The organism is Aeromonas sp. S13(2024), from assembly GCF_041402405.1.
Classification (GTDB): domain Bacteria; phylum Pseudomonadota; class Gammaproteobacteria; order Enterobacterales; family Aeromonadaceae; genus Aeromonas; species Aeromonas veronii.
The window spans coordinates 241,843-259,212 of record NZ_JBGLRA010000002.1 but is presented as its reverse complement, the minus strand read 5'-3'; the positions used below and the strand labels follow the sequence as shown (position 1 = coordinate 259,212).

The following is a 17,370-nucleotide window of genomic DNA, read 5'->3' as shown; positions in this document are numbered from 1 at the left end:
TGGATGAGATCCGTGAGCAACCAGTGTCTGTTGATGCAGATCCAGCCGACCATCTTGCGCTTTGCCAAGATGCTGGCGAGTGTGCTGCAGCTTGAGGTCGAAATTGTGGATGCCGATATGGTTCGGGTAGCTGGCACCGGGCCCTATGGCAAGTTCTTCGGACGTCAGCTGGAGGGGGATTCCCGCCTGCTGCGCTATGTGATTGATAATCAGCGGGAGAAGATCGTTACCCACACCAGCGATGATCCCGTGTGTGACGGTTGTACCTGCAAGGAGAGCTGCCGTGAGCGCGCCTTCCTCGGGGTGCCCATCATGGTGGACGAGCGCTGCATCGGGGTGATCAGTCTGGTGGCCTTCAGCGACGAGCAGCAGGCGCGCCTCAACAACAATCTTCAGGATGTGTGCGACTATGTGCGCCACATCTCCACCATCTTTGTGGCCAAGTTGCTCGATTCGCGCGGGTTGTCGGACGGGGTCAACAAGGTGTTCCTCAATCTGATGACCAACATGGATCAGGGCTGCCTGCTGCTCGATGACAAGAGTCAACTGCTCTACGCCAACGAGGCGGCGCTCCATCATCTGGGTTGCCAGCAGGAACAGCTGCAGGGGCGCGAAGTGGGGATCCGCCCGCTCACTTTCTCCCAACAGGGGCTGAGTGGTCATCTTCAGCACATCATCACCTTTGAGGGGCGTCAGGAGCTGATCATCGGTCAATTGCACCATGTGCAGGGCCAGCAGCTCTTTCTGATGGCGTTTCACCAGTCCCACACCGGTCAGGTGCAGGAGCCGGATCCGGATGTGCGGATCGATCAGCTCATCGGCGAGAGCAAGCCGATGCGCACCCTCAAGCGGCTACTGCACCGCATCGCCCAGAGTCCCTCCAGCGTGCTGATTTGTGGCGAGAGCGGCACCGGTAAAGAGGTGGTGGCCCGTGCCGTCCATCGCCTGAGTCCGCGGCAGGATAAGCCGTTCATCGCCATCAACTGTGCCGCCATTCCCGAACAACTGCTGGAGAGCGAGCTGTTCGGCTATGTGAAGGGCTCCTTTACCGGAGCTTCCAGCGGTGGCAAGCAGGGCCTTATTCAGGCGGCCCATCAGGGCACCCTGTTCCTTGACGAGATTGGTGACATGCCGCTCACCATGCAGGCCAAGCTGCTGCGGGTGCTGGAGCTGCGGGAGGTGACCCCCATCGGGGCCAGCCGACCGGTGCCGGTGGATATTCGCATCATCGCCGCCACTCACCAGCATCTCGATCAATACATCGCCGAGGGGAAGTTTCGTGAAGATCTCTACTATCGCATCAACGTCATCCCCCTCAACCTGCCGCCGCTGCGGGAGCGGGAAGGGGACGTGGAGCTGCTGACCCACTACTTCCTCAACCTGCACACCAGCCGCATTGGCATCGTCTATCCCGGTCTGGCACCCGAGGTGATGGCGCTGCTCAAGGGGTATCGCTGGCCGGGCAACGTGCGCGAGCTCAGCAACCTTATCGAATATCTGGTCAACGTCAGCCAGGCGGGCGAGGTGATTGACGCCAGCCTGCTGCCCCCCAACATCATCCGCAATCAGGAGCCCCATCGCGTCACCGCCCAGTCGATCCCGGTGACCAACCTGGATGCGGCGCTCAATGTGCCTGCCACAGCTCCGCTTGCCGCCATGCCGGAGAAACTGCCTGAACCCGTACCGGGTGAGAGCGGCCTTGAGAGCATGGAGAAACAGATGATTGAAGAGACCCTGCAGCGGCTCGGCAACAAGAAACTGGCCGCACAGGCGCTGGGGATTGGGATTGCTACCCTCTATCGCAAGATAAAGAAGTACGAGATTGCCGTGCAGAGCTGAGGTGCTGGCGGCATCGATCTGGCCCGTGTCGTTTATCGGATGGCACGGGTTTTTTTATGGGAACAAGGCTCTGCGCCATTGACAAACTGTGCTGAACGGATTGGCGGGGCAGGGGAGTAGCTGGACAGAATGCAAAAAGCCCGCTCGATGAGCGGGCTTTTTTAATCTGGTGCGTCCTAGTGGATTCGAACCACCGACCCCCACCATGTCAAGGTGATGCTCTAACCAGCTGAGCTAAGGACGCAGGGGGCGCAATGCGACTTTTATTTCTTTATGCAGAAGTGGTGGGTTTAATTGGATTCGAACCAACGACCCCTACCATGTCAAGGTAGTGCTCTAACCAACTGAGCTATAAACCCACATCTGGAATATCTGCAAAGTATTGAAACTGAATGGTGCGTCCTAGTGGATTCGAACCACCGACCCCCACCATGTCAAGGTGATGCTCTAACCAGCTGAGCTAAGGACGCATAATCAGTGTTCTGTAATGGTGCGTCCTAGTGGATTCGAACCACCGACCCCCACCATGTCAAGGTGGTGCTCTAACCAGCTGAGCTAAGGACGCATCACAGAAAGTGGTGGGTTTAATTGGATTCGAACCAACGACCCCTACCATGTCAAGGTAGTGCTCTAACCAACTGAGCTATAAACCCACTTTCTTTTACTTCACTACGCCAGCGCTGCTGACGTGGTCGGCATACTACCCATGCCCCCTAAGGCTGTCAACAGGCCATATGCACAAAGGAGACTGTTTGCCCAGTTCTTGCGCAGCCTGTTGATTTTGCAGGCGAGTTGTCGCTTGCCAAGCCCTGTTACTGGGCTCGCGACAGGGTAGTGCAGGCTTCCGGAGTGGCAAAACGGCCGTAGATGTAGCGCAATCTCGCCCCCAGCATCAGGGCCGCGCTGGTGAGGCCGACGATAAAACCGATCCAGAAACCCTGCGGCCCCATCCGCGGCACCAGCCAGTCGGTGAGCCCCAGGATCATGCCTGTGGGCAGCCCCAGTCCCCAGTAGGCGACGATGGTGACGTAGAATATCGCCTGGGTATCCTTGTAACCGCGCAGTGCGGCGGCCGCGACCACTTGCACCGAGTCGGAGATTTGATAGATGGCGGCGAAGAACAGCAAGATGGCCGCCAAGACGATCACCTGCTGATCATCGGTATAGATGGAGGCAATCTGCTCGCGCAGCAGTACCGTCATGGCGGCAGTGGCAGCGGCGATGGCCATCCCCAGCATCAAGCCGGTGCGAGCCGCCACCCGGGCGTGATGGGGCTGCCCTTCACCGATGCTGTGGCCAACCCGGATGGTGACACCCACCCCGATGGAGAGGGGCAGCATAAAGACCAGACTGGAGAAGTTCAGTGCAATCTGGTGACTCGCCACCGTCTCGGCACCGAAGGGGGCCAGCATCAGGGCCACCACGGTAAACAGGGTCACCTCGCAGAAGATCGCCATGGCGATGGGGAAGCCCAAGCGGAACAAGCGCCAGATCCGGCTACCGTTGGGGCGAGCCAGCTGGGAGAAGAGCCGGATCTCGGTGAAGTGACGGGAGAGCTTCACATAGAGGATCATCGCCAGCAGCATGGCCCACAGCACGATGGCAGTAGCCACGCCACAACCCACCCCGCCCAGTTTCGGCATGCCGAAGTGGCCGTGAATGAAGATGTAGTTGGCGGGAATATTGACCGCCAGCCCGACAAAGCCGATCACCATGGTGGGCATAGTGTGGGAGAGCCCCTCACTGAAGTTGCGCAGCACTTGGAACATCACGAAGGCGGGCAGGCCCCACAGGATAGCGTGCAGATAACCAGTGGTCTTGGCCGCCATCACCGGCTCCACATCCATGAACTGCAACGCCAGCGGGCTGTAATAAAGCGCAATCATCGCCAGCGGGGTGACGATCAGTGCCAGCCAGAAACCCTGATGAACGGCCGGGCGAATTGCCTCCCGTTTACGGGCGCCATTGAGTTGGGAGACGATGGGGGTGAGCGCCATGATGATCCCCTGCACCAGCAGGATCACCGGTAGCCAGAAGCTGGACGCCACCGACACGGCAGCCAGATCGACCGCACTCACCTGACCCGCCATCACGGTATCGACGAAGTTCATGGCGACCTGGGCCACCTGGGCGACCAGAATGGGGCTGGCTAGACGGACGAGCTGCTTCGCCTCGGACCAATAACGTTGCACTGACACCTCCGAGTGGATCAGATAAGAGTAAAAAAGAGCGGAAATCGGGAAGAGCCTTTGCACTTTCGGACGAAAGTGCAAAGGGTGGGGGAGGCATTCTAGCCTGAAATTCAGCCAGGACGAAATAGTTGCCGCCCCGGCAGCGGGATCAGGCGTCTTCGTGATCGCTGATCAGCAGGTTGGCTGCCGCATAGGCGGCCTGTTCACGCAGTTCGGCGGGCACCCGCTCATCGGCGGCGACCGCGTTGAGGGCGCGGATAGTGGCGGCGATGGCCTTCGGCACATAGCCCTGCTCGCCGGAGCCAATCTGGTTATAGGCGATACGGATCGCTTCACAACATTGATATACCTGCATTTCTTTTTCCTTGTTTACCCGGATGTGAACGGCGTCACTATAGCGATCGGACGCAAGCTTGTCAGCCTGTACCCTTGTCTCACCCTCTGCCCGAGGTTAACCTGCCCTTTTTGCCGTAGCAGGAGACGAGAGATGTTCACTGGCATAGTGCAGGGGACCGCCGAACTGGTGGCCATCGAGGAGCAACCCAACTTCCGTACCCATGTTATCCGCATGCCAAGCTTGGCGTGGGGGGAAGAGCTGGCCCTCGGCGCCTCGGTCGCTCACAACGGTTGCTGCTTGACCGTCACCCGGGTTGAGGGGGATCTGGTCAGCTTCGATCTGATGCAGGAGACTCTGCGTCTCACCAACCTCGGCCTGCTAAAGGTGGGGGACAAGGTCAATGTGGAGCGGGCTGCCCGCTTTGGTGACGAGATCGGCGGTCATGCCATGTCTGGCCATATCATCGGCATGGCAGAGGTTACCTCGGTGATCGACACCCCCAACAACCGTCAGGTGTGGTATCGCCTCGCCCCCGAGCTGATGAAATATGTGCTGACCAAGGGGTATATCGGTATCGACGGCATCAGCCTGACCATCGGCGAGGTGCGCGAGAGTGAGTTTTGCGTTCACCTGATCCCCGAGACGCTGGCTCGCACCAACCTCGGCTGGGTGCGCGCTGGCTGGCTGACCAACATCGAGATCGATCCCCAGACCCAGGCCATCGTCGATACCGTTGAGCGGGTGCTGGCGGCACGCGGGGGTCACTGAAAGGAAACGGCTCGGTGTTAATCGCCTCATAAGCAAGGGCCTGCAGTGTGCAGGCCCTTGTTATTTATATGGTGAAAATATCCACTCAACTTTTTATGACTCGCAGTCACAACATCTGCTCAGCTCTTTGCGACTTGAAGGCACAGCAGCTGCTCGGCTTTTTGTGACTCGTAATCAAAACAGTTGCTCGTCATCCGCATCCACAAACAGCTGCAAACAGTCGCGGGCTTCGTCGCGGTGAAGCCGCAGGTGGATCGGATTGCAACAGGCCATGCAATCTTCGTAAAACTCCTGATCACCCTGGCTGGCATCCAGCTCGACCCGGGTATGGTGGCCACAGTGAGGGCAGACGATGCGCTTGCTGGTGTACTCGATCATGATAACCTCCTCGGGCCCTGGGGCCGCCTATCTATCCTGATTCTAGTTGGGCTGCTGGGGGTTAACCGCGAGCAAACGCACGTTTATGACAGAGATCAAGCCTGAGGGATGGCAAGGTGCAACCGGTTGGAGTGGTCGTGTGCGAGAGGAACAATCTGGTTGAGAATGACAGGTGAAAAGAGGGAAATTGCCAACGGTTGTTTGGCAATCACAGGGGGCTGGAGCCCCCTGCGGATATGAGAACGCGAGCGCAACAAGGCGCCGATAGGCGCTACTTGACCCAGCTGGCCAACATGTCGGCATTGAGCTCGGCCAGCGAGCCGAGCTGGTAGTTGGCGATGGCCAAGCGTGGGTCACCCACTAAAGCGGGATCCGGCACGATCAACGCGGTCATGGAGGCCGCCTTGGCCGCCAGCAGACCGGTAAAGCTGTCTTCGATGGCCAGACAGTGTACCGGTTCCACTCCCAGCTTTTCGGCGGCGTGGATGTAGACATCCGGGTGCGGTTTGCCGAAACGCTCTACTTCAGCGGAGTGAACCGCCATAAAGCGATCGCGAATGCCAAGTTTGCCGAGCACCGCTTCTACCATCGCAAAGGGTGATGAGGTAGCCAGACCCACTTTCAGCCCGCGGGCCTCGATAAGGTCGAGCGCTTCCAGCACACCTGCTTTGGCCTGACCTTCGGAGAGGATCAGGGCGTTGACCCGATCCAGAATGCGCTGTACTACCTCTTCCTGAGTTGGGCCGCTCCACGGGCGCAGGCGATACCAGTGGGCAACCAGCTGATCGATGCGCACGCCTATGGTCGATTCACAATCCTCGACGGTGTGGGGGTGACCCAGTTCGGAGAAAACGGCGATCTGGGCCCGTTGCCAAAAGGGTTCCGAGTCGATCAGAACACCATCCATATCGAAGATCACGGCAGCTAACATCTTGTACTCCTGACAAATTTGAAGAGGGGATTATAAGCCTGACGGGGAAATGCAAAAGGGGCATTGCCATGCCCCTTGCGCCCGATCACATCGGCAAACGTTTGTTTTGCTGTGGCAAAAAAGCCCTTAGAACAGTACTTCGACCTTGGCGGCCACGGCTTTGGCTTTTTCCACCGCATCCTGGCAATCCGCTGCGCGGGCCAGCGCCACGCCAAGACGGCGGCGACCGGCGATCTCCGGCTTGCCAAACAGCCGCAGCTGGGCGCCCGGCACCAGCGCCAATGCCTCACCAATCCCCTGATAGCGGATATTCTGGCTGTGCCCTTCGTGCAGTACCACGGCGGAGGCGCTCGGCCCGTACTGGGTGATGGTGCCGACCGGCAGCCCCAGAATGGCGCGCACATGCAGGGCGAACTCGGAGAGATCCTGAGAGATCAGGGTCACCATGCCGGTATCGTGGGGACGCGGCGAGACTTCGCTGAACCACACTTCATCGCCTTTTATAAAGAGCTCGACTCCGAACAGGCCGTAACCACCGAGGGCCTCGACCACCTTGGCCGCTACCTCTTTGGATCGGGCCAGCGCCAGCTCGCTCATCACCTGTGGCTGCCAGGATTCGCGGTAGTCGCCATCTTCCTGCCGGTGGCCGATAGGGTCGCAGAAGTGAATGCCATCAACGGCGCGTACTGTGAGCAGGGTGATCTCGTACTCGAAGGGAACGAAGCCCTCGACGATCACCTTGCCACGACCGGCGCGGCCACCCTCCTGGGCGTAGGTCCAGCTCTCATCCAGCTTGGCGAGATCGCGCAGTACGCTCTGTCCCTTGCCGGATGAGCTCATCACCGGCTTCACCACGCAGGGCAGGCCGATGGTCTCGACGGCGGCGACAAACTCCTCCTTGCTCTGGGCAAAGCGGTAGGGGGAGGTGGGCAGGCCCAGGGTCTCGGCGGCGAGGCGGCGGATCCCTTCCCGGTTCATGGTGAGCTGGGTAGCGCGGGCGTTGGGCACTACCTTGACCCCTTCTTGCTCAAGGGCTGCAAGGGTATCGGTGGCAATCGCTTCAATCTCGGGGATGATGAGGTCGGGTTTAACCTCGGCAACCAGGGCACGCAGGGCGTTGCCATCGAGCATGTCCAGCACGTGGGCAGCGTGGGCCACCTGCATGGCGGGGGCATTGGGGTAGCGGTCGGCGGCGATCACTTCGATCCCGAACCGTTGCAACTCGATGGCGACCTCCTTGCCAAGTTCGCCGGAGCCCAGCAGCAGGGCACGGGTGGCGCCGGGGCGGGTTGCGGTTCCAAACATACGATCTCTCCTGATGTCGATGGTCATTGTTGATGATCGCTATTACACAAATAGCGGACAAAAAAAGAGGCACGCATGGCGTACCTCAGGAAACGGGTTTGTGAGCGCGCTGCTCCAGATGGGTCAGCAAGGTAATGGCGCCAATGATGATGGCGGCGCCAAGCCACAGACGGCCGGGGGGCGCCCAGCCAAATACCAGCCAGCCTGCCAGCACGTTCATCGGCAGCTTGGCAAAATCGAAAGGCTGCACGAAGGAGGCCTCCGCCACGCTGTAGGCGCGAGCGATGGACATCTGGGCCAGTGCCGTCAACACGCCGGAGGCGGCTACCAGCAGCCATTGGCTCTCGCTTGGCCACTGCCACTCCGGCAGGGCCAGCATGACGTTGAACGGGGTACTGAAGATAAACAGATACACCACTATGGTGTGGGATGATTCGTTGGCTGCCTGATAGCGCACCATCAGGGAGTAGCCGGCCCAGAACAGCGCCGCCGCCACCGGCAGTAGGGAGGCCCAGTTGAATTCGTCAGTCCAGGGGGCGAGGATCAGCATGGCGCCGGCAAAGCCCGCCAGGGTGGCCAGAATGCGGGTGCGGCTCACCTGTTCCTTGAGCAGCAGGGCGGAGCCTAGGGTGGCAAACAGCGGCGAGGTCATCAGCAGGGCGATCCCCTGCCAGATGGGGACGGGGTACGCCAGTGCCCAGAGCCAGAGCTGGATGCCGACTACCGCCAGCAATACCCGCAACAGGTGCAGCCGGAACTGATTGGTCATCAAGGATTGGCGCAGGCCGTGACGCACCAGCCAGGGCAATAGGCAGATCAGGGCGATCAGGTATTGATGGAAGGCGACCTGGGTAGAGGTAAGGCCGAGTTTGAAGCTGACATACTGGCTCAGGCTGTTGACGGCGGCGAAGCAGAGTCCTGCCACCATCATCCAGACTGCACCGGCCAAAGGAGAATGCCTGCGCGAGGGTATCATGGGATCCGGGTCGCTGGAAAAAAGTGCGGCGGATCATAACGGCAATCGTTTGTTCTGCCAAGGGTTGAAGCGCGGCCGCAGGGTTGGCTGGCGAGGAAGTGGCCTTGCATCAAAAAATTTGAACAAGTTGAGCATCTATTTTCGCTATCAGCAAATAAGCACAATGTTTAGAGTGACCTCCATCGACAGCAACGCTGTTCAACCGACAACCAAATGGAGTTTCACCATGGCCAATATCCTCGTACTCAAATCCAGCATCCTGGGTCAATATTCCCAATCCAACGCCCTGATCGACGGCTTCCTGGCTGACCATCAGGATGATGTCGTCACCGTGCGTGATCTGGCAGCCCTCAACCTACCGGTGCTGGATGGCGAGCTGGCCTCCGGCCTGCGCGGTGGTGACAACCTCAATGAACGTCAACTGGCGGTGATCGCCCAGTCCGACGAGCTGATCGCCGAACTCAAAGCGAGCGACTTGGTGGTGATTGCGGCCCCCATGTACAACTTCAACATCCCGACCCAGCTGAAAAACTGGATCGATCTGGTGGCTCGTGCTGGCGTCACCTTCCGCTATACCGAGACCGGTCCGGTCGGTATGGTTGAAAATACCCGTGCGTTGGTGATCAGCCCCCGTGGCGGCATGCACGTTGGCAGTGCCACCGATCTGGTCACTCCCTACATGCGTACCGTGCTCGGTTTCATCGGTATCAAAGAGGTGGATTTCATCTACGCAGAGGGGATGGGTATGGGCCCGGATGCCCAGAGCAAGGGGATGGAAGCGGCCAAAGCGCAGCTTGAGGCTCTGGCTATCTAAGGGCTCTCTCTATAAGGGCTCTCTATCCCGTCAGGGATTATCTCTTCAAGGGGTTGCCCCGCCAGATACAAGAACGCAGCCATCAGGCTGCGTTTGTTTTTGGGCTAGATATGATTGCGACAGACGTTGCTGCTACAGAGAGTATCGCGGCAAGCGGTCGGTATAGACGCTCTGGCGGAGTCACTACTCCATCATAAAGCGGCGACAACCACGCACCAGCAGCAATGCCACCGTGACCAGCAGGCCAAGCAAGAGGGTGGTTAGCCACTGTTCGGTACTTTGCGGCATGTGGGGTGTGAAGAGGCTGATCATCAACAGGGTACAGAGCGTGATCAACAGGCTCTGTCGGGTCATCAATATCATGGGGTCATCCTTGGTTTGCTCACCTGAAACGATTTTAATGCCCTCTTGTGACAGGGTGATGTATCCGTGCATCACCCTGTTGGGGCTCTTCAGACCATATCAGGTTTTTACCGCAGAGCCAGCGCCATCACTGGCGCTGTGATCCCGATCCCGCTAGCTCTCTTTATCTGAACTGTTTCTGCGCTGGCTGGTAGTGAAAATCGCCACCGGCGAGCCGCGCTTCCAGTGCCGCCTGATCGATATCCTGCGCTTTGCAGAGATCATCCAGATCGTCATAGCGATCACGCAGCTGCATATTGACGACGCTCAGCAGCATGTTGATGTCCATGGTGGCGAACTTTTTCAAATCCATGATTATTTCTCCCGATCCAGTGATTGCAGTTGCTCGATGGCGGCGCTGACGCTGTGCAGATGCTGGCGGATCGCCTCGCGGGATTCGCTAGGCAAATAGTCTGTCAGGGTATGTTGCCAGCTGCCCGCTTCACTCTTGAGCTGCAGGAAGAGGGCGAGCCCGGCATTGGTGAGGGAGACCAGGCTGATGCGTTTATCCTGCTCGCTGCTCTCGGTAAAGATGATCCCTTTTTCAACCAGACGGCGGATCTCGCGGGAGATGCGCACCTTGTCCATGCCGCTCGCCTCGACCAGCTCTTTCTGGCTGATGGGGTAGTTGGGGCCGAGCACCATCATCAGGCGCCATTGCGGCACGGTCAGCTGGTAACGCTGTTCATAAAACTGTTCGAAGGTATCCCGTAGCATCTCGGCGGCATGTACCAACTGATAGGGCGGGTAGTGAGCGAGTAACGCTATGATTTTTGACATATTACACCCTGCTGTGACGGCTGCATCAGATGCAGTTTCTTTTGATACTTTGACATTGATGATACGAAACTCAAGCTGATTTGTCTGACCCGGTTGCGATGAAATGTGCGGTGGCGCACGCCCTCAAGGAAAAACCGGGTCTGACCGACGGGATTTTAAGCCAACGCTGTTCAGCCTTTACGCAACCAGATGAGGGCGTTCTGCTTGAGCCAGGCCTCACGAGTGTGGATAGCGTAGAGCGCGGCCTCGTCGCGGCTGCCCGCTTGCCAGCTTTGTGGCTCCTGTTTGGGCAGCTTGCGCTGACCCAGCAGGCAGGCCGGAATGTGCGGGTTGGCCTCGATGGCGACCAGCAGATGGGGCTTGGCTGCCTCGGCACCCTCGGTGGCAAAGACCATCAGCGCCTTGTTATAGAGCAACCAGCTGGAGGCTTCATCGAAGCGCACCAGCAGGGCGGCCAACGCCTGCCAATCCCCTTGCAGTGCATAGAGGGTGGAGAGGTTGTAGCGGCAACCCAGCTCATCGGCCACGCAGATTGTCAGCAGCGCCAGATACTCCGCTTTGGCCTCGCCCAGTTTGCCAAGGCGCAGCAGGCAGTCGGCGCGGCCGGCTCTGGCGGCCAGCAGAGGACGCAGCTCGGGGGCACTCCAGCCGTGGCCGGCGATTTGCTGCCAGAAGGCTTCATCAAAGAGCGGAGTGGCATCGGCGATGATCTTCTCGAACCAGCCGAGGCGGGCCTGATGATCGCGGCAGCTGTCGGCCAGCTCGAACCAGGTCTGCCACTGTTGGGCCTGCTCGCCATTGAGGGCCACATCAGCGCTGGGGGCGGCCTGATACTGGTCGAGGTTGAGCAACTGGTTGAGGGCGGTTTTCATATTCTGGCGCTGTCGTTTGCAGAACTCGACAAAGGGGAGTTCGCTGGCGGCGGCGCTATAGAGCATCTGGGCCATCTGCTTGTCGCGAAACAGGCTCAGCTCGGCGGCCAGACTGAAGCGGTACTGGGTGGTCGGGTCGTTCAAATCCTTCGGCTTGGGCCAGGTGGCAAAACCCATGCTGAAGCCATAACACCATTGACCGAGGGGGTGGCTCTGTTCGAACACCTGCTCGGGGTTATCGCTGGGCAGGCGGCACTGGCTGGGCAGGGCCAGCTGAGCGTCGTCGGCTTGGGATTCCAGCTCGGCGATCAGGTGGTTGAGGGCTTCTGCGCTTTTTTCATCCAACTCGGCATCCTGTTCCAGCAGACCAGCCAGCGGGCGTTGCCAGTCAGGGCTTTCCGGCCCCACCAGACGAGCACAGAGAAAACCGTGCAGGGCCGGGTAGGTCATGTCCTGATCGCTGTGGCTCTGGATCCATTGATTAAGATGGCGGGTACGAGTGGATGGGTTCATCGACAGTTCCTCTGGATTTGAACAGCCGCGAAGTCTACCTAAAAGTGGGGTTATTTGCAGCAAATGGCCGCCTGTTTGGCGATTTAATCACCATTGGCGGATAAGATAGGGGCGAAAGGGCGGCTCGTGGTGGCTTGGGGACTAGGCCGGATCACCGCTCTTGAGGTAACATGCGCGCCCATAGGGGCCATGTTCAGTTGGCCCATCCGGGTAATGAAAAAAGAGAGCACCATGATACAGATTGGCAAGATGAACACCCTCACCGTTGTTGAACTCGAAGATCGTGGCGCCTGGCTTGCGGCCGATGAGTACGGTGAACTGCTGCTGCCCAAGCGTCAACTGCCGGAAGGGGTGAAAGAGGGGGATAGCGTGCAGGTCTTCCTCTATCTGGATGCCGATTGCGAGCCGGTGATCACCACCGACAAGCCATTTGCCATGGTGGACGAATTTGCCGGTCTGAAAGTGGTCAATGCCAACAAGATTGGTGCTTTCCTCGACTGGGGCATGAAAAAGGATCTGTTTGTGCCCAGCCGCGAGCAGAACAAGCCGATGCAGGTGGGCCACGTTTATCTGGTACGTCTGCAACTGGATAACGAAGGGCGCATGGTCGGCACCAGCCGCATCGAGCGTTTCCTGACCCCGGCCGGCAGCAACTTCAAGGTCGGTGACGAAGTGACCGCGCTGCCGGGGGAGCACTCGCCCCTTGGCATCAAGGTGATCGTCAACGGTCAGTATCCCGGCATGCTGTTCAAGAACGAGGTGTTTGGCCGGGTGATGACCGGTCGGCCGCAAACCGCCTGGGTCAAGCAGGTGCGCGAAGATGGCAAGCTCGATCTGACCCTGCAAAAGCCGGGTCTTTCGCGGGTTGATGATGCCGGTGAGCGCATTCTGAGCCGGATGAAAAAGCAGGGCGGCAGTCTGGCGGTGGGTGACAAGAGCGAACCCGAGCTCATCTACAAGCTGTTCAGCATGAGCAAGGGCACTTTCAAGAAGGCAATCGGCGGCCTCTACAAGCAGGGCAAGATTGTCATCGAAGATAACGCCATCACTCTGGTGGCCACAGAGACCGACTCGGCAGTGGATAGCGAATAAGATGCCGAGTCCCTGTGTTGGCCTCTGCAAGGCGAAAGATGGGCTTTGCCTTGGTTGTGGCCGTACCTTGACCGAGATCGGCCACTGGTCGGCGATGGATAGCAAGGCCCAGCTGGCGGTGATGGCCGAGCTGGATGGCTCGAAAAGTACCCACCACTGCCCGGGTTGTGGCGAACCGGCCTATTGTGCCGTCTCTGCCGGTCAGACCATCGCCCAGTGCTGGTGCAGCCAGTTGCCGGTATTGCCGATGCAGGAGGCCAGCGCTTGCTGGTGCCGCCGCTGTCTGGCCAAGGCCATCGCGGCGCAGGATTAGCAGAGAACAGCAATAAGAGTGCACAGAAACAAGAAAGGCGCCGATGGCGCCTTTTTTATGCCTGCTGCTGGCGATGCCAGCGCACATGCACTTGATCTTCGGTCAGCAGACGGGGCAGCAGAAAGGTGGCGAAGATCACCTCAAACTCATCCTGATGATCCAGCAAACCGACCCACACTTCGACCCAGCGCTCCATATCGACCGGCTCACCAAGCTCGGTCGACCAGTCGGCATTGGGCAGAGTCGCCTCCACGGCGCCACGCTGCTCAAACTCCAGGGTGATGTCGACTATTTGTTCGGGGGCCAGCATATCGGCGGCCTGCTCAAGAAACTGATCATAGGCCCATTCGACCAGCTGATCCGGGGTACGCTGTTCCATGAAATCACTCCAGATACATCGAGGTTCGCTACTGTAACAATTATTGGCTGTGGCGGCCAGACCAGTGCGCCGGGCGTGGCAGGCCTGTCCAAGTTGCCGTTGGGGGAGTATGGTTAAGGCGCGGATCATCTGGCAGGGAGTAAGGGGATGAAGCAGCGGGGACGGCGGCAACAGATCAAGCGACGGCGCGAGGCCTGGTGGTGGCACTATCTGCCGCTTCACCGCGAGATGGTGGGCGGCCATCTGGGCCCACCGGAGAAACCCGATGAGCCCTGAGGATCAGTCGGCCTGATGCACCCGATTAAGGGTGATCTGACCCAGTTGCCCCATCTGGCGGCGGATCCAGGCAGAGCGCTTCTGCACATAGGGTGAAGGGGGCTTGACCCGATAGCGCCACGGATTGGGCAAGGCGGCGGCCAGCAGGGATGACTCGTAGCGGGTCAAGCGGCTGGCCGGTTTGCCAAAGTAGGTGCGGGCGGCGGCTTCGGCGCCATAGATGCCGGGGCCGAACTCCACGATATTGAGATAGACCTCGAGAATGCGGGCCTTGTCCCAACCCAGCTCCATCAGCAGGGTAAACCAGGCCTCCAGCCCCTTGCGCAGGAAGCTGCGATCACTCCACATAAAGAGGTTCTTGGCGGTCTGCTGGCTGAGGGTGCTGGCGCCGCGTACCCGTTCGCTGTGCTGGTTGTGCTTGAGTGCGGCGTTGATCGCATCCATGTCAAAGCCGTTGTGATCGGCAAAGCGCTGATCCTCGGCAGCGATCACCGCCAGTTGCAGCTCCTTGGAGATGGATTCCAGATCTACCCATTGATGGCGTACCTGGGTGATCTTGGCGGGCGGAAAGAGGGCCCGCTCGATACGCCAGCTCCACATCGGCGGATCGATAAAACGCAACAAGGCGACCGAGCCGACCGAGCAGAGCAGCCCGGCCAGCGCGATCTTGCCTGCCCACCTCAACACCCGGCGCCCAAGGGATGCAGATGGGCGCACGGGGGCCACGGCGTCAGGGCCAGACTCCCACTGATAGTGGCTGGGATCATCGGGATCCGGAATTATTGGGGCAGCCATTCGATGTGGCAGAACTTCTCGTCAACACGGCGGGAGAGCAGCATGCGGGCAAACAGGTGCTCATACTCTTGTTCTTCATTGCCAAGGCCAACCCAGATCTCGGCATAGTCGGTGTCGCTCACGGCAAAACCCACGTCCGCTTCCCAGTCATCGGCCGGGTCGGTTTCGGCCAGCAGGCCGCGGTCGTTGAACTCCTGATTGAAACGGGCGATCTCCTGCTCCGGCAGGTTGTCAGAGGCCAGCTCCATAAAGAGTTCAAGGGCGGTATCGAGCAGTTCCTCGACGCTGTGCATTTCGTCATTCATAGACATAAGCGGTCTGTTCCAGAAAAGAGAAAAAGGTGCCGGCGCAGATCACAACCTGCGGGGCGGCGCTATTCTAGCGGTCGGCAGACCCCTTGGCGAGATGAGGCGAGCCGCTGTGACCTGTTTTTGTGCCAATAAAAAACCGGATCCAGTGACAGGATCCGGTCTTCATTGGGGGAAGGGGTCACGCATAGGGCGTCAGCTCATCCCTTCTTGTCATCGGCGAAGGTGATGTTGAGCTCCAGTACCGACAGCTCATCACTCTTCTGATCCAGTTGGACGGTTATCTTCTCCGGATCAATGTTGACGTATTTGCGGATCACATCGAGGATATCCTGCTTGAGCTGGGGCAGGTAATCCGGCCCCCCTCTGGATGAACGCTCGTGAGCAACAATGATCTGCAACCGCTCTTTGGCCAGTTGTGCGGTGTTCTGTTTCTTGTTGGAACGAAAATAATCCAATAATGACATGTTTAACTCCCGAACAGTCGGCTAAAGAAGCCCTTCTTCTCTTCTTCCAGAAAACGAAATTCCTTGGCATCGCCCAGCAGGCGGGACACTGCATCTTCGTAGGCCTGACCGGCATCGGACTCCTTGTCCAGAATGACCGGTTCGCCGGAGTTGGAGGCGCGCAGCACCGCCTGGGACTCCGGGATCACCCCGAGCAGCGGGATGGCCAGGATCTCCTGCACATCCTGCACGCTCAGCATGTCGCCGCGGTTGACGCGGGTCGGGCAGTAGCGGGTCAGCAGCAGGTGCTCCTTGATGGGGTCTTCGCCACGCTCGGCGCGACGGGACTTGGAGGCCAGGATGCCAAGGATGCGGTCGGAGTCACGCACGGAAGAGACTTCCGGGTTGGTGGTGACGATCGCTTCATCGGCAAAATAGAGTGCCATCAGTGCGCCCGCCTCGATCCCCGCCGGGGAGTCGCAGACGATGTAATCGAACTTCATCTCCGCCAGTTGATCCAGGATCTTCTCGACCCCCTCACGGGTGAGGGCATCTTTGTCCCGGGTCTGGGAGGCGGGCAGGATAAACAGATTTTCCGAGCGTTTGTCCTTGATCAGCGCCTGATTGAGGTTTGCTTCCCCATTGATGACGTTGACGAAGTCATACACCACGCGCCGCTCGCAGCCCATGATGAGATCCAGGTTTCTCAGACCGATGTCAAAGTCAATGACCACTGTCTTGTGACCACGCTGGGCTAAGCCGGTGCTCAGGGCCGCACTGGTTGTGGTCTTGCCAACGCCACCTTTACCCGATGTAACGACTATGATTCGCGCCATTCTCGCTTCCTTGTAACTCTATTTGATACGGTCTATTCGGAGTTGTTCGTTGTCCAGCCGGACGTGTACCGGTTGCTGGATCAGGCCTGCCGGCAATGCATCGCTCAGCTGGAATGTGCCCGCGATGGAGAGCAGCTCGGCCTGTAATTGCTGGCAATAGATCCGGGCCTGGGTATTGCCCCGGGCACCGGCAATGGCTCTGCCACGCAGGGTGCCATAAATATGAATGCTGTCGTCGGCGAGCACTTCGGCTCCCGGACTGACGGACCCCAGCACCACCAGCGAGGTGCCGGCGGCGTAAATCTGCTGGCCGGAACGAACCGGTCCCACATGTACCTTGCTCGGGATCAAGGGGGCGGGTTCGGGCTCGGGAACCACCTCAGGGGCGGCTGGCGCGGGGGCAGGCTCGGGTTCCGGTTCACTCTTGCGACTCTTGCCCGAGGCCATCACGGCCAGTCCCACCGCCTTGGCGGCTGTCTTCATCTCTTCACTGCGCGCCCCCGTGATGCCGACCAGCACAAACTCTTCGGACTCCACCAGCTCCTTGAGCTGTTCGAAATCGGGAATATGTTCCAGACGGGAAACATTGATCACCAGCGGCGCACAATTAAAAAAGTAGGGTGCCTGGGCCACTTTTTCGGCCAACAACTGACGTATCCGCTCAGGCTCGCCATCGCTGATATGCAACACAGAAATAGTGAAGGTGGTCCCTTTCAATTCGTTATCGCGCTCAACCATGAATCTTCCCCGAGGCAGAGATGCTAATCCGTTATTGTTATTCAATTCCTGATGTTATAGTTTGCCCCCATCAGAGGCAA

General features: G+C 59.0%; 22 protein-coding genes and 5 tRNA genes. 6 read left to right on the top strand and 21 right to left on the bottom strand.

Features of this window, described 5'->3' with window-relative positions; translation table 11 throughout:
* Positions 1-3 precede the first annotated feature (3 nt).
* Positions 4-1,839 (top strand): sigma 54-interacting transcriptional regulator, encoded by a 1,836-nt coding sequence (locus ACB042_RS04905; protein WP_371177927.1) that lies wholly within the window; start codon positions 4-6, stop codon positions 1,837-1,839.
* A gap of 167 nt (positions 1,840-2,006) precedes the next feature.
* Here the strand turns inward: ACB042_RS04905 and ACB042_RS04900 are convergent.
* From ACB042_RS04900 to ACB042_RS04870, 7 genes are all read right to left on the bottom strand, one after another.
* Positions 2,007-2,083 (bottom strand) — tRNA-Val (locus ACB042_RS04900).
* A gap of 38 nt (positions 2,084-2,121) precedes the next feature.
* A tRNA-Val gene (locus ACB042_RS04895) sits at positions 2,122-2,198 on the bottom strand.
* A gap of 34 nt (positions 2,199-2,232) precedes the next feature.
* A tRNA-Val gene (locus ACB042_RS04890) sits at positions 2,233-2,309 on the bottom strand.
* Positions 2,310-2,327: 18 nt separating this feature from the next.
* A tRNA-Val gene (locus ACB042_RS04885) sits at positions 2,328-2,404 on the bottom strand.
* A gap of 11 nt (positions 2,405-2,415) precedes the next feature.
* A tRNA-Val gene (locus tag ACB042_RS04880) sits at positions 2,416-2,492 on the bottom strand.
* Between the two features lie 159 nt (positions 2,493-2,651).
* Positions 2,652-4,031 carry an MATE family efflux transporter gene (locus ACB042_RS04875; RefSeq protein WP_005352337.1) on the bottom strand — a complete coding sequence of 460 codons (1,380 nt, stop codon included), beginning with the start codon at positions 4,029-4,031 and terminating at the stop codon, positions 2,652-2,654.
* Between the two features lie 148 nt (positions 4,032-4,179).
* Positions 4,180-4,386: a YaeP family protein gene (locus tag ACB042_RS04870; protein WP_113739999.1), complete on the bottom strand. Its 207-nt coding sequence runs from the start codon at positions 4,384-4,386 to the stop codon at positions 4,180-4,182.
* A 132-nt stretch (positions 4,387-4,518) separates the two neighbouring features.
* Between ACB042_RS04870 and ACB042_RS04865 the strand changes: the two genes are divergently transcribed.
* Positions 4,519-5,136: a riboflavin synthase subunit alpha gene (locus tag ACB042_RS04865; protein WP_371177926.1), complete on the top strand. Its 618-nt coding sequence runs from the start codon at positions 4,519-4,521 to the stop codon at positions 5,134-5,136.
* Positions 5,137-5,310: 174 nt separating this feature from the next.
* Here the strand turns inward: ACB042_RS04865 and ACB042_RS04860 are convergent, their stop codons facing one another.
* The 4 genes from ACB042_RS04860 to ACB042_RS04845 form a co-directional block, all read right to left on the bottom strand.
* A complete protein-coding gene (locus tag ACB042_RS04860; RefSeq protein WP_005336871.1) occupies positions 5,311-5,514 on the bottom strand; it encodes a CPXCG motif-containing cysteine-rich protein in 204 nt (67 codons plus the stop codon).
* A 271-nt stretch (positions 5,515-5,785) separates the two neighbouring features.
* Positions 5,786-6,445, bottom strand: coding sequence for a hexitol phosphatase HxpB (hxpB, locus tag ACB042_RS04855; protein WP_005360961.1), 660 nt, complete (start codon positions 6,443-6,445; stop codon positions 5,786-5,788).
* A 126-nt stretch (positions 6,446-6,571) separates the two neighbouring features.
* The gene (gene purT, locus ACB042_RS04850) at positions 6,572-7,750 is read right to left on the bottom strand and encodes a formate-dependent phosphoribosylglycinamide formyltransferase (protein ID WP_371177925.1); all 1,179 of its coding nucleotides are present in this window, start codon (positions 7,748-7,750) and stop codon (positions 6,572-6,574) included.
* Positions 7,751-7,835: 85 nt separating this feature from the next.
* Complete coding sequence (locus tag ACB042_RS04845; protein WP_371178016.1) at positions 7,836-8,678, bottom strand: DMT family transporter; 843 nt, start codon at positions 8,676-8,678, stop codon at positions 7,836-7,838.
* 274 nt (positions 8,679-8,952) lie between these two features.
* On the opposite strand from ACB042_RS04845, the gene ACB042_RS04840 reads away from it, so the two are divergent.
* The gene (locus tag ACB042_RS04840) at positions 8,953-9,540 is read left to right on the top strand and encodes an FMN-dependent NADH-azoreductase (RefSeq protein WP_005336864.1); all 588 of its coding nucleotides are present in this window, start codon (positions 8,953-8,955) and stop codon (positions 9,538-9,540) included.
* Positions 9,541-9,723: 183 nt separating this feature from the next.
* On the opposite strand, the gene ACB042_RS04835 is transcribed toward ACB042_RS04840, so the two are convergent.
* From ACB042_RS04835 to ACB042_RS04820, 4 genes are all read right to left on the bottom strand, one after another.
* On the bottom strand, positions 9,724-9,903 hold the full coding sequence (locus ACB042_RS04835) for a hypothetical protein (RefSeq protein WP_019445847.1): 180 nt from the start codon (positions 9,901-9,903) through the stop codon (positions 9,724-9,726).
* Positions 9,904-10,066: 163 nt separating this feature from the next.
* On the bottom strand, positions 10,067-10,255 hold the full coding sequence (locus tag ACB042_RS04830; RefSeq protein WP_371177924.1) for a DUF4250 domain-containing protein: 189 nt from the start codon (positions 10,253-10,255) through the stop codon (positions 10,067-10,069).
* A gap of 2 nt (positions 10,256-10,257) precedes the next feature.
* Positions 10,258-10,722, bottom strand: a complete 465-nt coding sequence (locus ACB042_RS04825; protein WP_005336856.1) for a MarR family winged helix-turn-helix transcriptional regulator — start codon at positions 10,720-10,722, stop codon at positions 10,258-10,260.
* 170 nt (positions 10,723-10,892) lie between these two features.
* Positions 10,893-12,107 carry a UPF0149 family protein gene (locus tag ACB042_RS04820; RefSeq protein WP_019445849.1) on the bottom strand — a complete coding sequence of 405 codons (1,215 nt, stop codon included), beginning with the start codon at positions 12,105-12,107 and terminating at the stop codon, positions 10,893-10,895.
* Between the two features lie 231 nt (positions 12,108-12,338).
* Between ACB042_RS04820 and ACB042_RS04815 the strand changes: the two genes are divergently transcribed.
* Together ACB042_RS04815 and ACB042_RS04810 are read left to right on the top strand one after the other, a co-directional pair.
* Entirely contained in the window at positions 12,339-13,199 is an 861-nt protein-coding gene (locus ACB042_RS04815; RefSeq protein WP_371177923.1) for a S1 RNA-binding domain-containing protein, read from the top strand.
* A 1-nt stretch (position 13,200) separates the two neighbouring features.
* Positions 13,201-13,512, top strand: a complete 312-nt coding sequence (locus ACB042_RS04810) for a DUF1289 domain-containing protein (protein ID WP_236294547.1) — start codon at positions 13,201-13,203, stop codon at positions 13,510-13,512.
* Between the two features lie 55 nt (positions 13,513-13,567).
* On the opposite strand, the gene ACB042_RS04805 is transcribed toward ACB042_RS04810, so the two are convergent.
* The gene (locus ACB042_RS04805; RefSeq protein WP_005336851.1) at positions 13,568-13,891 is read right to left on the bottom strand and encodes an HI1450 family dsDNA-mimic protein; all 324 of its coding nucleotides are present in this window, start codon (positions 13,889-13,891) and stop codon (positions 13,568-13,570) included.
* 147 nt (positions 13,892-14,038) lie between these two features.
* Between ACB042_RS04805 and ACB042_RS04800 the strand changes: the two genes are divergently transcribed.
* Positions 14,039-14,167 (top strand): hypothetical protein, encoded by a 129-nt coding sequence (locus tag ACB042_RS04800; RefSeq protein ID WP_256689486.1) that lies wholly within the window; start codon positions 14,039-14,041, stop codon positions 14,165-14,167.
* Between the two features lie 3 nt (positions 14,168-14,170).
* Here the strand turns inward: ACB042_RS04800 and mtgA are convergent, their stop codons facing one another.
* From mtgA to minC, 5 genes are all read right to left on the bottom strand, one after another.
* Positions 14,171-14,962 (bottom strand): monofunctional biosynthetic peptidoglycan transglycosylase, encoded by a 792-nt coding sequence (mtgA, locus tag ACB042_RS04795; RefSeq protein ID WP_371177922.1) that lies wholly within the window; start codon positions 14,960-14,962, stop codon positions 14,171-14,173.
* A complete protein-coding gene (locus ACB042_RS04790) occupies positions 14,947-15,273 on the bottom strand; it encodes an HI1450 family dsDNA-mimic protein (RefSeq protein ID WP_005352317.1) in 327 nt (108 codons plus the stop codon). The genes mtgA and ACB042_RS04790 overlap by 16 nt, the downstream gene beginning before the upstream one ends.
* Before the next feature lie 197 nt (positions 15,274-15,470).
* Positions 15,471-15,737 (bottom strand): cell division topological specificity factor MinE, encoded by a 267-nt coding sequence (minE, locus tag ACB042_RS04785; RefSeq protein WP_005336848.1) that lies wholly within the window; start codon positions 15,735-15,737, stop codon positions 15,471-15,473.
* Between the two features lie 2 nt (positions 15,738-15,739).
* Positions 15,740-16,552 (bottom strand): septum site-determining protein MinD, encoded by an 813-nt coding sequence (gene minD / locus ACB042_RS04780; protein WP_005336847.1) that lies wholly within the window; start codon positions 16,550-16,552, stop codon positions 15,740-15,742.
* An 18-nt stretch (positions 16,553-16,570) separates the two neighbouring features.
* On the bottom strand, positions 16,571-17,290 hold the full coding sequence (gene minC, locus ACB042_RS04775) for a septum site-determining protein MinC (protein ID WP_013723728.1): 720 nt from the start codon (positions 17,288-17,290) through the stop codon (positions 16,571-16,573).
* Positions 17,291-17,370 lie beyond the last annotated feature (80 nt).

What these genes read in the sequence shown, in the direction of transcription:
- ACB042_RS04905 (WP_371177927.1), top strand. Translation starts at nt 4, where the DNA reads ATGAGATCCGTGAGCAACCAGTGTCTGTTGATGCAGATCCAGCCGACC.
- ACB042_RS04870 (WP_113739999.1), bottom strand. Translation starts at nt 4,386, where the DNA reads ATGCAGGTATATCAATGTTGTGAAGCGATCCGTATCGCCTATAACCAG.
- ACB042_RS04865 (WP_371177926.1), top strand. Translation starts at nt 4,519, where the DNA reads ATGTTCACTGGCATAGTGCAGGGGACCGCCGAACTGGTGGCCATCGAG.
- ACB042_RS04860 (WP_005336871.1), bottom strand. Translation starts at nt 5,514, where the DNA reads ATGATCGAGTACACCAGCAAGCGCATCGTCTGCCCTCACTGTGGCCAC.
- hxpB (WP_005360961.1), bottom strand. Translation starts at nt 6,445, where the DNA reads ATGTTAGCTGCCGTGATCTTCGATATGGATGGTGTTCTGATCGACTCG.
- purT (WP_371177925.1), bottom strand. Translation starts at nt 7,750, where the DNA reads ATGTTTGGAACCGCAACCCGCCCCGGCGCCACCCGTGCCCTGCTGCTG.
- ACB042_RS04845 (WP_371178016.1), bottom strand. Translation starts at nt 8,678, where the DNA reads ATGGTGGCAGGACTCTGCTTCGCCGCCGTCAACAGCCTGAGCCAGTAT.
- ACB042_RS04840 (WP_005336864.1), top strand. Translation starts at nt 8,953, where the DNA reads ATGGCCAATATCCTCGTACTCAAATCCAGCATCCTGGGTCAATATTCC.
- ACB042_RS04835 (WP_019445847.1), bottom strand. Translation starts at nt 9,903, where the DNA reads ATGATATTGATGACCCGACAGAGCCTGTTGATCACGCTCTGTACCCTG.
- ACB042_RS04830 (WP_371177924.1), bottom strand. Translation starts at nt 10,255, where the DNA reads ATGGATTTGAAAAAGTTCGCCACCATGGACATCAACATGCTGCTGAGC.
- ACB042_RS04825 (WP_005336856.1), bottom strand. Translation starts at nt 10,722, where the DNA reads ATGTCAAAAATCATAGCGTTACTCGCTCACTACCCGCCCTATCAGTTG.
- ACB042_RS04820 (WP_019445849.1), bottom strand. Translation starts at nt 12,107, where the DNA reads ATGAACCCATCCACTCGTACCCGCCATCTTAATCAATGGATCCAGAGC.
- ACB042_RS04815 (WP_371177923.1), top strand. Translation starts at nt 12,339, where the DNA reads ATGATACAGATTGGCAAGATGAACACCCTCACCGTTGTTGAACTCGAA.
- ACB042_RS04810 (WP_236294547.1), top strand. Translation starts at nt 13,201, where the DNA reads ATGCCGAGTCCCTGTGTTGGCCTCTGCAAGGCGAAAGATGGGCTTTGC.
- ACB042_RS04805 (WP_005336851.1), bottom strand. Translation starts at nt 13,891, where the DNA reads ATGGAACAGCGTACCCCGGATCAGCTGGTCGAATGGGCCTATGATCAG.
- ACB042_RS04800 (WP_256689486.1), top strand. Translation starts at nt 14,039, where the DNA reads ATGAAGCAGCGGGGACGGCGGCAACAGATCAAGCGACGGCGCGAGGCC.
- mtgA (WP_371177922.1), bottom strand. Translation starts at nt 14,962, where the DNA reads ATGGCTGCCCCAATAATTCCGGATCCCGATGATCCCAGCCACTATCAG.
- ACB042_RS04790 (WP_005352317.1), bottom strand. Translation starts at nt 15,273, where the DNA reads ATGTCTATGAATGACGAAATGCACAGCGTCGAGGAACTGCTCGATACC.
- minE (WP_005336848.1), bottom strand. Translation starts at nt 15,737, where the DNA reads ATGTCATTATTGGATTATTTTCGTTCCAACAAGAAACAGAACACCGCA.
- minD (WP_005336847.1), bottom strand. Translation starts at nt 16,552, where the DNA reads ATGGCGCGAATCATAGTCGTTACATCGGGTAAAGGTGGCGTTGGCAAG.
- minC (WP_013723728.1), bottom strand. Translation starts at nt 17,290, where the DNA reads ATGGTTGAGCGCGATAACGAATTGAAAGGGACCACCTTCACTATTTCT.